Raw genomic sequence first — 13,387 nt, forward strand, 5'->3', positions numbered from 1 at the left:
GCTGCACCGGGAGAAGTTGTCTCCCGGGCTCCGGACGCTCGTCCGGAATACCATGTGTCGGTCAAACCAATATGTACGTGCAATCCAGTTTACGCCTGAACCCGAATCAACGGGTCAGTGCGTCCTATGCGTATGAATGGTGGCTTCGGTCAGTTAGTTCTCGCGGGCTAAACACCTCGTTACCTCGGTGCGTACACCCCGAGTCTATCGAACTCGTCTTCTACGAGAGACCTCGACGGTACCTCTTTTCCAGGTGGGTTTCGAGCTTAGATGCGTTCAGCTCTTACCCCGTGTCGCGTAGCTACCCGGCAGTGCCCTCTCGGACAACCGGTACACCAGTGGCGACCAACCGTAGTTCCTCTCGTACTATACGGTCGTTCCCGTCAGGTACCAAAACACCCCCAATAGATAGCAGCCGACCTGTCTCACGACGGTCTAAACCCAGCTCACGACCTCCTTTAATAGGCGAACAACCTCACCCTTGCCCGCTTCTGCACGGGCAGGATGGAGGGAACCGACATCGAGGTAGCAAGCCACTCGGTCGATATGTGCTCTTGCGAGTGACGACTCTGTTATCCCTAAGGTAGCTTTTCTGTCATTTTTGGCCCGCATCAAGCAGGCACAAAAGTTCGCTAGACCACGCTTTCGCGTCAGCGTTCCTCGTTGGGAAGAACACTGTCAAGCCATCTTTTGCTCTTGCGCTCTTCGCCGGGTCTCCGTCCCGGCTGAGATGGCCTTGGGGCGCGCTCGATATCTTTTCAAGCGCGTACCGCCCCAGTCAAACTGCCCGGCTATCGGTGTCCTCCTCCCGGAGTGAGGGTCGCAGTCACTAACGGGTAGTATTTCACTGATACCTCGGTGGCCCGCTAGCGCGGGTACCTGTGTAACGGCTCCTACCTATGCTGCACATTAGCGACCACGTCCCAGCGACAGCCTGCAGTAAAGCTCTATAGGGTCTTCGCTTCCCCTTGGGGGTCTCCAGACTCCGCACTGGAACGTACAGTTCACCGGGCTCGACGTTGGGACAGCGGGACTCTGGTTGATCCATTCATGCAAGCCGCTACTGAAGCGGCAAGGTACTACGCTACCTTAAGAGGGTCATAGTTACCCCCGCCGTTGACGGGTCCTTCGTCCTATTGTACTAGGTGTTCAGATACCCGCACTGGGCAGGATTCAGTGACCGTACGAGTCCTTGCGGATTTGCGGTCACCTATGTTGTTACTAGACAGTCCGAGTCCCCGAGTCACTGCGACCTGCTCGTTTCCCGAGCAGGCATCCCTTCTTCCGAAGGTACGGGACTAGATTGCCGAATTCCCTAACGTCGATTGTTCCCGACAGACCTTGGCTTTCGCTGCCTGAGCACCTGTGTCGGATCTCGGTACGGACATCATACTCGTCTTTTCACGGGCTCTAGGTACGGCCGGCTTGCGCTATCTCACCCTTCGTCCGCTTCGTGCCATTACGGCTTCCACGGAGTTCGGTGATTCGACCGGGCGAAAACCCGGTCCGGACTTCCCCAAAGCGTCGACTTTCACTGTATGATGGTACTGGAATATTAACCAGTTTCCCTTTTGTCACATTCGAATTGCGGTGTGACTTAGGACCGACTAACCCTCGGCTGACGAACAGTGCCGAGGAACCCTTGCTCGTAAGGTCGTCGGGATTCGCACCCGACTATCGCTGCTACTGTGACCAGGATTTTCGTATCCAATCGGTCCACGCGAGTTCTCACCCGTGCTTCCATCCAATCGGATCGCCGACCTACTCGGTCAGGAATGTCATTCCTGCGGCCAGGTCTTGGTGGTGGACTTGAGCCCTGATCATTTTGGGCGCCTCGAACCTCGGCCGGTAAGCTGTTACGCTTTTCTTAGAGGGTAGCTGCTTCTAAGCTCACCTCCCGGCTGTTTAGGGCTCGAGACTACCTTCAGAGGATTGCACTTAGTCCACACTTGAGGACCTTAACCTAGCACTGGGTTGTCTCCCTTACGGTACACAGGCTTACCCCGCGCACCGGACTCCCCGCGTCGACAGCGTCCGTGAGTTCGGAGTTTGACAGCCGCGCCGACCTCTCTCGAGGGCGGACACGGCAATCAGTCTCTCTACCTCACGAACTACCTCAACGGAGGTCATGCTTCGACATGTTTCGGTCGGAACCAGCTGTTGCCGGACTCGATGGGCCTTTCACCCCTACACGTAGGTCACGGGAGGGTATTGTAAGACACCAGCCCTAACAGGCTTCCACGTGCCTTTCGGCACGCTTCACCTTGCCCACGCGTAGATCGTCCGGTTTCGGGTCGTGTCAACGGGGCTCCCCGCGCTTGAACACGGTGGCCCTGGTGCAAAGCACTGCGGCCATATTGGTTTCCCTGCGCCTCCCCCGATACTCGGGTTAGACTCGCCTCGTAGACACACTCCCTGGTTCGTTTTTCAAAACGTACGACGGAACATCGGCTTCCTGTGAGTCCTACTGGAGAGTCACCTCTCGGTCGTTTATCACAGGACCTTGTATGCCCCGTCGCTCCATCGCCATTTGATTTCAGGCCCTATTTCACCTCCCTTCGGAGGGTACTTTTCAGCGTTCGCTCACGCTACTTGTTCGCTATCGGTCTCGAGTCGTATTTAGCCTTGGCAGTCGATGCCTGCCATATTCACGAGGGATTTCCAACCCCCGATACTCGGGTACTGACTCACGCCATAGTAGGCCTCAGTACGGGGCTTTCACCCTGTTTCGCGCTCCATTCCAGGAGACTTCTTGAGACGGTTCCGGCGATGAACATCAGCCCACACACCACATTGCCCGAAGGCTTCGGTTTGGGCTGTGTCGCGTTCACTCGCGGTTACTGACGACATCACATTGCGTTTTCTTTTCCTGCCGGTACTGAGATGTTTCAATTCCCGGCGTTCCCCATTGCGCAAAGCAATTGCGATGAGGATTCCTATTCGGAGATCCCAGGTTCTTCGCCTCCGTGCGGCTCCCCTGGGCTTATCGCAGCTTGGCACGTCCTTCATCGGCGCTCGAGCCGAGCCATCCACCAAATGGCATAGTAGCCATTCGATGCGGAACTGAGCAAAGCTCAGCTCCTAATAGTCGGACACACGTTCCACGATGAAACGGGTCCAGTTGACGTCTGGATTGCACGTACACACGGTCGTCATCGTTCACACGCAGGGGTAACTGCGGCGACTCGTACCCTTCCCAACCGCGCTTTCGCGGGATGGTGCATTGGTTAGTGCGGACGGACGTTCCGTCCGCGGGAGTGACCAGCTCGGAATCGAACCGAGGCCACTGTCTCGCGACAGCGCTCTACCACTGAGCTACCGGCCATCCCTCCGAAGAGGGAAATAAGCCTTGACAGTCCAGTATCCAGCCAGAACGGCTGGCTGTCACCGATGCCTACCACGGGAAGTGATAGGACTTGTGGGCTGGGGCGAACCCCAGTCCCGGTCGTTAGGAGGTGATCCAGGTCCAGATTCCTCTAGACCTACCTTGTTACGACTTAAGCCCCCTTGCGAAGCCCAGATTCAACCATCGCATGATGGCTTCATCCGGACCTCACTCGGGTGCTTTGACGGGCGGTGTGTGCAAGGAGCAGGGACGTATTCACCGCGCACTTATGATACGCGATTACTACCGAATCCAGCTTCATGAGGGCGGGTTTCAGCCCTCAATCCGAACTACGACCGAGTTTAGGGGATTAGCGCTCCCTCTCGAGATTGCAACCCTTTGTCTCGGCCATTGTAGCCCGCGTGTTGCCCAGCACATTCGGGGCATGCTGACCTACCGTTGCCCGCGCCTTCCTCCACTTTAGCAGCGGCAGTCCTCCTAGTGTACCCAACCACCACAAGGGTGTTGCTGGCAACTAGAAGTGCGGATCTCGCTCGTTGCCTGACTTAACAGGATGCCTCACGGTACGAGCTGACGGCGGCCATGCACCTCCTCTCAATGGCTCCAATAAGGTCATCAACCTGATATTCACTGCACATTGTCGGTGCTGGTGAGATTTCCGGCGTTGAGTCCAATTAAACCGCAGGCTCCTCCGGTTGTAGTGCTCCCCCGCCAATTCCTTTAAGTTTCATTCTTGCGAACGTACTTCCCAGGCGGCCCGCTTCCGTCTTCACTGCGGCACAGCGCAGGCTCGTAGCCTGCGCCATACCTGGCGGGCATCGTTTACGGCTGGGACTACCCGGGTATCTAATCCGGTTCGAGACCCCAGCTTTCGTTCCTCACTGTCGGATCCGTGCTCTCGAGGTGCTTTCGCCATCGGTGGTCCGTCCAGGATTACGGGATTTCACTCCTACCCCGGACGTACCCCTCGAGTCTTCCGGTCCCAAGCTGGTCAGTTTCTGCCGGACGCCGACGTGTTAGGCACGTCGATTTCCCGACAGACTTGACTAGCAAGCTACGAACGCTTTAGGCCCAATAAGATCGGCCATCACTCGAACTGCCGGTATTACCGCGGCGGCTGGCACCGGTCTTGCCCAGTTCTTATTCGTACACCACCTTACGGTGTACAAAAGCGAGGACTGTATGCCCTCGCACTCGGAGTCCCCCTATCGCACTGTCGTGCAGTGTAAAGGTTTCGCGCCTGCTGCGCCCCGTAGGGCCCGGTATCTTGTCTCAGATACCGTCTCCAGGCTCTCGCTCTCACGACCTGTATCGATTATGGGCACGGTGGGCCATTACCCCACCGTCTACCTAATCGACCGCAGCCACATCCTACAGCACAAACGCATTTCCCGCTCTCTGCTGTTCCAGCGTGAGAGCAGTATCCAGGATTGGCCTCAGTTTCCCGAGGTTATACTGGTCTGTAGGGTAGTTTGGCCACGTGTTACTGAGCTATATGCCACGAGTATGAACTCGTGCGACTAGCATGGCTAAATCGGACTCCGATAGCAATGGCCTCCGGCAGGATCAACCGGAATGTTCCCTGATAATCAGGGGGCTGGCGGAGACACGCTATGTCTCTGTCCGTCAGTTGGTGACAGTACATCGAACAAATCGATAATACATCACCGAACTGTCAAGGCTTACATCAGATACCATCTGTACGGGGTCACCGCAGGGGTGGAATCCTCATCTTTCGTCGAGCCCCACGATCGCTCGTGGGAGCCAGAGAGACTGCGGCTGCAATCTCTCTGTCACATCGCCATCATCGACGGAGAAATTCCGTCTAGAGCGTGATGGCGTAGCGGGCGACCCCGCCATGCGCCATCTTTCGTGTGCATTCCATTCGATGGGAGGTGTATATAAATATGCGTCGATAGAGCAGGCCGTATGAGAACTGAGACCACAATACGTAACGGCTCTTTACATATTCTAAATATATAATGGAAGTTGATACTATGTGGGTGACTATGCCTGGCGTACCATCGAGCGAAGCGGTCCGTTCGTAGCCACTGCTCCGGTACTCGTCGCTCACGAATTCGTTGCACGTTCCGACACACGGCGGAGACAGTGCTGGCCTGTTCCGGCTACCAGTTGATATCGTTGCATTGCCAGCCCCCAGTATGAGCGACCACGTTCACCCCCTATCGGATGCACCGAACTGGGATAATCCGGATTACTGTCCAGTTTGCGGGCAGCCACTCTCAGACGGAGGGGCTGGATTCGTCGACCACAGTCAGCAAGAAGCAACCGACACCTGCCAGGAGCGATTTGAGACGTGGCGCGAGAACATCGCAGGCGACGTAAACGGAGAGTGGGGCGGCTAATCTCGTCGACAGAGTCGCCTACGGGCTTGTCGACGATGAATAGCTGTATACCGAAGTTTTCCCGTCGGATACGTCGTTATCCAGTGCCTCATTTGGAATCGGTTTCCCGTAGATTTCACCAGTATAAACGAGAGCAGAGAGATGACTTTTCACAAACGCCTCGTACATCGATTTATTCGCTTGCTGTACTGTGACTTCTCCAAGGATTTCTCCGATTTCACCATCTACGTCGGGGACTTCGAAAACGTCGACACCGAGTATCTCTTGAGATATCTCGTTTACTGTATAGGCCTTGTCGGGATTGTCCTTGAAGAACTCCAGTATCTCAGTACGCGTGGATCCTGCACGGTCGGTTGATTGCCACACTTCAGAATTGGTATCAATTGGCATACCAATCATCAGGCAGCCTGTCAAATAAACCCTTGCCACCATGACCCGATTCAACTGCTTGGGTTGCAGAATTTTTGGGTCTGGTTTTTCATCCAGTACGAAACGGGGTGCGGCTGTCGGAAGACGAGCGAAATGAGCCTTCCGTAGCCCAACTCTTCACACGTCGTTCACGAATTCGTCCCGATGAAGAAGTGGAACCGTCGAGAACTCGCTATGCTCGTTCTTGTACTCTCATTTTTGCTCCGCAAAAAGTGGGACCGCCGAGATTCGAACTCAGGTCCGACGGACCCCATCCGCCGAGGATACCGCTACCCCACGGTCCCGCACTCGGGGAGAGTACTGTCCCGGGATTAAGCCCTTCGATTCGCCCGCCGTTCAGACCAGTACCCGTTCGAGTCTGACGACGAGTCCACTCGCTGCGTCGGGGTCGGCGACGAGCGTTCCGAGACAGACCGCTGCACCGTTTGGCGTCTCACAGACGACCGGTTCGTCCTCGGTCGGGACCGCACCGCCGGTTTCTGCTGGGGTAGCGTCGATAACTCCCGGTGCGTACACTTGCGCACCCTCTGCAACCTCGCGGGCGGCACTGGGCGCGATAGTCACGCGCGGGAGTTCGACAAGCGCACGCTCGGCGGGGTCGACCACCGATCGGAGCGAAGACGTATCGCCGTCCTCGGTCCAGAACGCGAGCGCGTCGGCGAGGTCCTCCATCGTCACGAGCGCGCTATCGTCGAACGTGCCGGTCGCCGTCCGGCGGAGCGCACCCATGTGCGCGCCCGTCCCGAGCGCGAGGCCGATGTCGTGACACAGTTTTCGAATGTACGTCCCCGATTCACAACGCACGCGCAAGAGGACCTGTCGGCTGTCCCGTTCGAGCACAGCGAGGTCGTGAATTTCCCGGACGCGCAGGTCGCGGCGGACGGCGCTCTTTCGCGGCGGTTTCTGATAGAGCGGTCCGACGAACTCCGAGAGGACGGCCTCGAAGTCGGCCGGTGGTTGGCCGTGGAGTTCCAGGACAGTCACGTACTCTTTGATGCTGTCGTCGAAGACCCGCGCACACCGGGCGGCGTCGCCGAGCAGGATCGGGAGACAACCGGTGACCTTGGGGTCGAGCGTCCCGCCGTGGGCGACCCGCCCGAGGCGCTCGTCGACACCGGCAGCGGCGAGACGGTCGTCGACCATGTCCCGGACCCAGCCCGCGACCTGGTGGGCCGACGGCCCCGGTGGTTTGTCGAGGTTGACGACGCCAAATGAGAGGAGGGCAGCCGGCGAACGCTCGGCGGGCGGGCCACGGAGCATGTTCAAAAGTCGTATGTGACGCCGCTAACTGGGTATTTACCCTCGTCAGCGTCCGCATCGTAGTTCTCAATGGCGTCGGCCACGAGCGTGAGGACGCCCTCGGGACCCCAGCGTGCGGTGTTGATGACGAGGTCGTAAATCGAGCGGTCGTGGATGTCGATGCCGTAGTACTCCTGGTAACGCAGCGCTTCGCTGTCGGCACGGGCCCGTGTCTCCTCGCGGGCCTGGTCGACTGGCTTCTCCTCGCGCTCGGCAATTCGGGTGGCACGCACGTCGATGGGTGCGTCGAGCCAGAGACGGAGGTCTGCGTAGTCGCCGGCCATCCAGCCCGCGAGTCTCGATTCGAGAACGAGGTCGTCGCTGTCGCGAGCGGTCGAGCGAAGACGGTGGTCCAGGTCGCGGTCGATCTGGTCGTCTTCCTCCGCGAGTTTGTTCAGTTCCAGTGGCGAGAGGTCGCGTTCGGCCGCAATCTCTCTGAAGATATCCCCACCAGAGAGATGGTCGTACCCCAGTCGGTCTGCCAGCGTCGCGGCGAGTGTGCTCTTGCCGCTGCCGCCCGGACCGGAGACGGTAATCAACATAACCCACCTCCGTCGGTGGGACTAAAAGAGGTTGCGAGTTGCCGCGATCAGGTCGGCGACGTCTGGACGTTCAGCGCTTTGCGGAGTATCTGGTTGAACCCCATCGAGCAGAGGAAATACCAGATGAGCCAGAGCTGAATCGGGCCGAGCACGCTAGTCCGCCAATTCGCTATCTCGCCGAAGATCGGCAGGACCATCGCCGGGCCGGTCACGCTCACGCCCACGTCCAGCACCATCCAGTACAGCCAGAGGAAGACGGGAATCGTCAGGAGCATAATCCAGACCATCGGGCGAAACTGCGCCTTGAACATTCCCATGTTCTCGGACATCAGTTCCATCTGCTCCTCGCGGACTTCCTCCATCAGTTCGTCGTCGTCCTGTTCTTTGGCCCGCTCGCGCTTCTCCTTGAGGCGCTTGTTCTGCTCCTGATAGTCGCCCATCACGTTGTCGTCCATCAGGTTGTCCTGCAGGATAGTCGTAAACAGGCCGGTCATGAGCGCCAGAATCAGCACGACGACGTAGAACGGAAGCGTCTCTGCCAGGGGACCCATAAACAGGTCGATGACACCGGCGATTTCCGACCGAACCGACTGGAGCGAGTAGCCAGCAAAGAGCGCGAGAACGCCCACAGCGGCCGCTTTATCGTATTTTGTCCAGCTCCCGTCACCATCATCATCAGCGGCTGGGTCTGCATCTCCCAGCGCCTCGTGAATCCCTTCCGGGTCGTCGATGACGAACCCGTCGCCACCGGCATCGACGAGCAACCCTTTCTCGATGAGACGCCCCCATTCGCCGCTCGTGATGTCGTCGCTGACATCACTCCAGGTGACGGTCCCTTGCTCCTCTGCGACAGCGAGGACTTCCTCCAGGGCGTCTATCATCGACTCCCCTTCGGCAGCGAGGTCGTCTACTTTCTGTGCGGTGCGTGGCATTAGTCTATAGCAAGTGGCGAGTGGTAATCAATTTTTTACTCCACGTGGGCGTCGATGGCATCCTGAATGTCCGCCCAGACGTCGTCGGGAGTCTGTTCGCCGTCGATGGCGACGAACGAATCGTCACCGTCGTAGTGGTCGATGACCGGCTTGGTGTTCTCCTCGAACACGTCCAGGCGGTTTTCGACTGACTCGCGGTTGTCGTCGTCGCGCTGGATGAGGTCGCCGCCACACTCGTCACAGACGCCTTCCTCCTCGGGCTGGTCGAACTCGACGTGGAAGTTTGTGCCACAGTCGTCACAGACCCGACGACCGGTCAGGCGGTCGATGAGTTCCTCGCGGGACACGTCGAGCGAGAGGATGACATCGAGGTCAGTCATCTCTTCGAGTTCCTTGGCCTGGTCGAGATTCCGGGGGTAGCCGTCGAGGACGAAGCCGTCGGCCTGCGAGAGCGCTTCGTCGACGATGGCGTTGACGACTTCGTCCGGGACGAGGTCGCCTGCCTCCATGTACTCGCGGGGGGTGTCGTACTCGGTGTCCATATCCGAGATGTCCATGTCCTTGTTCCCGCGGAGTGCGTCGCCGGTCGTGATGTGATCGACGCCGTACGCCTCTGCGATGTTCGCACTCTGCGTTCCTTTGCCAGCACCTGGTGGTCCGATAATCAAGATTCGCGGTGCACTCATAATCCAGGGTACCCCGGCAGGGGTTAAATGATTGTCCAAATGTGGGCGGGTCACGGGCTGGGAATCGACCACGCCGTGAAAGCAGCTACTCGATCAGCGGGAGGACGACGCCAAACACGAGCGGGGCAAACAGTGCGATCAATATGCCGGCGGCCTCAGCGTTGAACAGCAGCGCCTGCTCCCAGCCCGGCAGTTCGGCGAACAGTGCGTGCCCGACAAGTTCACCGAGTGCGCCCGCGGCGAAGAGTCCGGCACCGAGCAAAAATCCCTGTTTAGCGCGCTTTGCGTGGTCCATCGAACCAGTCTGACTCATACCCAGAGATACCACTCAGTCGACCCCTAAACGTTGCTATTCCACTGTGTCCTGCGCGGGAAGTACGTATCCGAAACCCTTAGCCCCCGACCCGCCAAGGTCGAGTCAATGGACCACCTGCTCGTGCGCGCCGCCCGTGGGGAACGCACGGAGCGCCCGCCGGTCTGGCTGATGCGCCAGGCCGGTCGGCACATCCCCGAGTACCGCGAGATTCGAGAGGACTACAGCTTTCTGGAGGCCATCAAGACGCCCGAAATCGCCGAGGAGATCACGCTCCTCCCCTGGGAGTACTACGAGCCCGACGGCCTCGTCATGTTCTCGGACATCCTCACCGTCCTCGAACCGCTCGGCTTCGACTACCACATCGAGAGCGGCGTCGGCCCCGTCGTCGACAACCCGGTCGCCGGCCCCGACGACGTGGACCGCTCGCACTCGGACGTGACTCGGGAACTCGACTACGTCGGCGAACTCCTCGTTCGTCTCAACAACCGCGTCGGTGACCAGACCGCTATTATCGGCTTCGCCGGCGGTCCCTTCACGCTGGCCTCCTACGCCGCCGCCGGCGGTCCGTCCCGGACCAACATGCCCCTCCGCCAACTCCGCGCACAGCACCCGGCGGCGTTTCGCACGCTCCTGTCCTCGTTCGCCGATGTGGTCAAGGACTATCTGGAATTCCAGATCGGCAACGGTGCGGACGTGGTGCAGTTGTTCGACACCTACGCCGGCGCGCTCACGCCCGAAGACTACCGGGAGTTCGTGTTGCCGCTTCACCGCGAAATTCTCTCGGATTTGGACGCCCCCACCATCGTCTTCGTCCGGCGGATGGGCGGCCGACTCGACCTGCTGGCCAACAGCGGGGCCGACGCTGTCGCGCTCGACTGGACCGTCGAGATGAGCGACGCCCGGGAACAACTCGACGGGATGCCCGTCCAGGGGAACCTCGACCCGTCGTATCTCTTCGGCGACCCCGAGTTCGTCCGCGAGAAGACCAGAGAAGTTATCGACGCCGCCGGGCCGGAGGGACACATTCTCAATCTCGGTCACGGCGTCAACAAAGACACGCCGGTGGAGTCGGTCCGTGCGTTCGTCGAGACGGCAAAGAGCATTGACCGCGAGGTCTGAAGCAAGATTGCGTCCACTCACTCCTCCGGAATAATCACTGTCTCGCGGTCCTCGACCGGTTTCTCGTCGATAGCTCGGACTGGTACGTCCTCTGGCGTCTCCGGTAGCATCTCGTCCGCCAGTAACAGTGCCGAAAAGTTGTCTTTCCCGCCCCGGTCGTTGGTCAGCTCGCCGAGCGCCGCCGCCGCGGTGTCGAGCGAATCGGCGCCGAGCACCACGTCCCGAATCTCGTCGTCGGTGACGACTTCCTCGCGTATCTCCGCGGCCACGTCGTCGGCGCGGTCGCTGTCGACGTACCGGTCGTACAGGTCTGGCGCGTCGGTCTGGGCGTCGATGAGTCCGTCGCTGGTCACCAGCAGTCGGTCCTCCGCGTACAGTGGCACCGACTCGGTCTCGACGCTGACTGCGGCCGTCTCGGGGTCCTCCGCGGGCGTGCCCCCGAGCGCGCGTGTAATCTCGTTGCCCCGAGGGTGAACGTGTGCCGCGACGGCGTCGACCGCTCCCCGGTCGTGCATCTCCTCGACAACGGCGTGGTCTTTCGTCAGGCGGTCGATCGTCTCGCGTTCACGACTGAGCACGTACGCGCGACTGTCCCCGACCCATCCGTAGTGGACCTGCCCGTCGGCGACGATACCAGCGACGACCGTCGTGTACGCGCCCGTCCCACTCTCGACGGCGTTGGCGATAATGGCGCGGTGAGCGGCGTTGATTGCGTCGTCGACTGCCTCGCGCAGGTCAGCAGCGTCGGGAACTGACGGTGTACGCTCGATGTCTACGTCGAAATCCGCCGGGTCCGCGCGAGCGGCCCGGACGGCCACCTGTGCGAGCTGTTCGCAGACTATTGTGGTGGCGATATACGACGCCACGTCGCCGGCGTCGTGGCCGCCAGCGCCGTCAGCGAGGACGAAGGCGGCGGCGCTGCGGTTGGCCGGCAGGTCCCGGTCGCCTGCGCTCGTCTGGACAGTTCTGGTCTGGCCGCGATATCCCTCGCGGTGCCCCTGTTCGAAGACCGAGAGGGCGACGCTGTCCTCGTTGATACCCGTCGGGCGTTTCCGGTCGCCGATGTCGTAGTTAGTTGCGTATCGCATCGTCATGCCTCGAACTGGAAGGTCACGCCATAGCTGGGGTGGACCAGTGCGACGAGGTCACCGTCCGACAGCGGATGGGTGGTCGGCGGCACGTTCCCGTGGCGGTCGGTCGGGTCCTCGCCTTTCTCTCGCAGTCGTTTGCGGCCAGTCTCGCCGAGGACCCGCTGCCACCCGTCGCCCGTCTGGACGTACGTCCCGTTGAGACTGCGGTCGCGCAGGAACCACTGATTTTGCCCCGTTCCAGCCTCGCTATCGATGTCGAACTGCACCTGCACCGTCGAGATGTACTCCTCGTCGTCCTCGATAGCGATGGAGGGCGTCGGTCCCTTCGCAAATCGGCGGCCGACCGTGTCGCCGGGGTAGACGGAGAACTGCTCGCCTTCCTGGAGATAGGTGATGGTCGCCTTCGGTGGTGGACTCGGGTCTTTGGCCGTCAGGACGTGTTTCATCGACGTAGCATTGGCGTAGCGGTCCTCGTAGTCCGCCTGCGTCGCCCGCTCGACGATGTCCGCCAGGTAGGGGTCACAGTCGACACCGAAATCTCGGGGGTTGATGCCGTCCATCTTCGGAACGGTTCCCTTCAACAGGAAGAGAACAATTTTGCCGATAGAGTACACGTCGGACCACGGTCCCTGCCGGGCGTCCGAGCGGCCGGCATCGGCGACTTCCCGTGGTTTGTACGGGCCGAGAATCGTCGTTCCCGAATCGGCTGCAGAGCCGGATGCGTCGAATCCGGTCGCGGTGTTGAAATCGATAAGCACCGGCGTCGGGCGGCCGTTCCGTTGGGAGATCATCACGTTGTCCGGTTTCAGGTCCCGGTAGACGATTTCGTTCTCGTGGAGGAAACTCATCGCGTCACAGAGGTCGATACCAGCCTGGCGGACTTCCTCGGTGTCGGTCAGCGGTCCGGTCCGCTCGATTGCCTCGTCGAGTTCGTAGCCGTCGATGAACTCCACGACGAGAAAGTCGAGGTCACCCTCCGTCCCCTGGTCGTAGAGCGTCATCACGTTCGGATGGCCGCCAGCGTCGCTAATCTGCTGGAGCGTCGTCGCCTCCTTCTGGAAGTACTCGTCGATGACTGCCGGGTCGTTGCTCGACCCCTCGTAGTTGGGAACCTTCACCGCGACCGGCTCGCCAGTCGTGGTGTCGACGGCCTCGTACGCCCTGGCGAAGCCACCTTCTCCGGCCTCGGCAGTGAGTTCGTAGCGGCCGCCAATACGGTGGCCGACATCCGGGAGTGCAGTCATCGTCGGTCAGTTGCGCT

At 60.0% G+C, this 13,387-nt stretch carries 10 protein-coding genes, 2 tRNA genes and 2 rRNA genes; 2 read left to right on the plus strand and 12 right to left on the minus strand.

Features of this window, described 5'->3' with window-relative positions; genetic code table 11:
• Positions 1 to 131: 131 nt before the first annotated feature.
• The 3 genes from WDJ60_RS14555 to WDJ60_RS14565 form a co-directional block, all read right to left on the minus strand.
• Positions 132 to 3,057: ribosomal RNA gene (locus tag WDJ60_RS14555) — 23S ribosomal RNA — on the minus strand.
• A gap of 200 nt (positions 3,058 to 3,257) precedes the next feature.
• Positions 3,258 to 3,325: transfer RNA gene (locus tag WDJ60_RS14560), tRNA-OTHER, on the minus strand.
• Positions 3,326 to 3,450: 125 nt separating this feature from the next.
• Positions 3,451 to 4,923, minus strand: a 16S ribosomal RNA gene (locus WDJ60_RS14565).
• Together the 16S and 23S rRNA genes with 1 tRNA gene alongside form the textbook arrangement of a ribosomal RNA operon.
• A gap of 585 nt (positions 4,924 to 5,508) precedes the next feature.
• Between WDJ60_RS14565 and WDJ60_RS14570 the strand changes: the two genes are divergently transcribed.
• Entirely contained in the window at positions 5,509 to 5,712 is a 204-nt protein-coding gene (locus WDJ60_RS14570; protein WP_340101325.1) for a DUF7501 family protein, read from the plus strand.
• Between the two features lie 18 nt (positions 5,713 to 5,730).
• Here WDJ60_RS14570 and WDJ60_RS14575 read toward each other — a convergent pair whose 3' ends face one another.
• From WDJ60_RS14575 to WDJ60_RS14605, 7 genes are all read right to left on the minus strand, one after another.
• A complete protein-coding gene (locus WDJ60_RS14575) occupies positions 5,731 to 6,102 on the minus strand; it encodes a hypothetical protein (RefSeq protein WP_340101326.1) in 372 nt (123 codons plus the stop codon).
• Between the two features lie 252 nt (positions 6,103 to 6,354).
• Positions 6,355 to 6,425, minus strand: a tRNA-Pro gene (locus WDJ60_RS14580).
• A gap of 52 nt (positions 6,426 to 6,477) precedes the next feature.
• The gene (locus WDJ60_RS14585; protein WP_340101327.1) at positions 6,478 to 7,401 is read right to left on the minus strand and encodes an RNA-guided pseudouridylation complex pseudouridine synthase subunit Cbf5; all 924 of its coding nucleotides are present in this window, start codon (positions 7,399 to 7,401) and stop codon (positions 6,478 to 6,480) included.
• Positions 7,402 to 7,403: 2 nt separating this feature from the next.
• Positions 7,404 to 7,982, minus strand: a complete 579-nt coding sequence (gene cmk, locus WDJ60_RS14590) for a (d)CMP kinase (RefSeq protein ID WP_340101328.1) — start codon at positions 7,980 to 7,982, stop codon at positions 7,404 to 7,406.
• A 47-nt stretch (positions 7,983 to 8,029) separates the two neighbouring features.
• Positions 8,030 to 8,914, minus strand: coding sequence for a DUF106 domain-containing protein (locus tag WDJ60_RS14595; protein ID WP_340101329.1), 885 nt, complete (start codon positions 8,912 to 8,914; stop codon positions 8,030 to 8,032).
• Between the two features lie 35 nt (positions 8,915 to 8,949).
• Positions 8,950 to 9,600 carry an adenylate kinase gene (locus tag WDJ60_RS14600; protein WP_340101330.1) on the minus strand — a complete coding sequence of 217 codons (651 nt, stop codon included), beginning with the start codon at positions 9,598 to 9,600 and terminating at the stop codon, positions 8,950 to 8,952.
• 85 nt (positions 9,601 to 9,685) lie between these two features.
• Entirely contained in the window at positions 9,686 to 9,913 is a 228-nt protein-coding gene (locus WDJ60_RS14605) for a DUF7860 family protein (RefSeq protein WP_340101331.1), read from the minus strand.
• 108 nt (positions 9,914 to 10,021) lie between these two features.
• On the opposite strand from WDJ60_RS14605, the gene hemE reads away from it, so the two are divergent.
• Positions 10,022 to 11,035: a uroporphyrinogen decarboxylase gene (hemE, locus tag WDJ60_RS14610; protein WP_340101332.1), complete on the plus strand. Its 1,014-nt coding sequence runs from the start codon at positions 10,022 to 10,024 to the stop codon at positions 11,033 to 11,035.
• Positions 11,036 to 11,052: 17 nt separating this feature from the next.
• On the opposite strand, the gene WDJ60_RS14615 is transcribed toward hemE, so the two are convergent.
• Both WDJ60_RS14615 and WDJ60_RS14620 read right to left on the minus strand, forming a co-directional pair.
• Positions 11,053 to 12,123 (minus strand): PP2C family protein-serine/threonine phosphatase, encoded by a 1,071-nt coding sequence (locus WDJ60_RS14615; protein ID WP_340101333.1) that lies wholly within the window; start codon positions 12,121 to 12,123, stop codon positions 11,053 to 11,055.
• 2 nt (positions 12,124 to 12,125) lie between these two features.
• Positions 12,126 to 13,370, minus strand: a complete 1,245-nt coding sequence (locus WDJ60_RS14620; RefSeq protein ID WP_340101334.1) for a serine/threonine protein kinase — start codon at positions 13,368 to 13,370, stop codon at positions 12,126 to 12,128.
• Positions 13,371 to 13,387 lie beyond the last annotated feature (17 nt).

Origin of the sequence: Salinibaculum salinum, assembly GCF_037645885.1 — an archaeon.
GTDB lineage: Archaea > Halobacteriota > Halobacteria > Halobacteriales > Haloarculaceae > Salinibaculum > Salinibaculum salinum.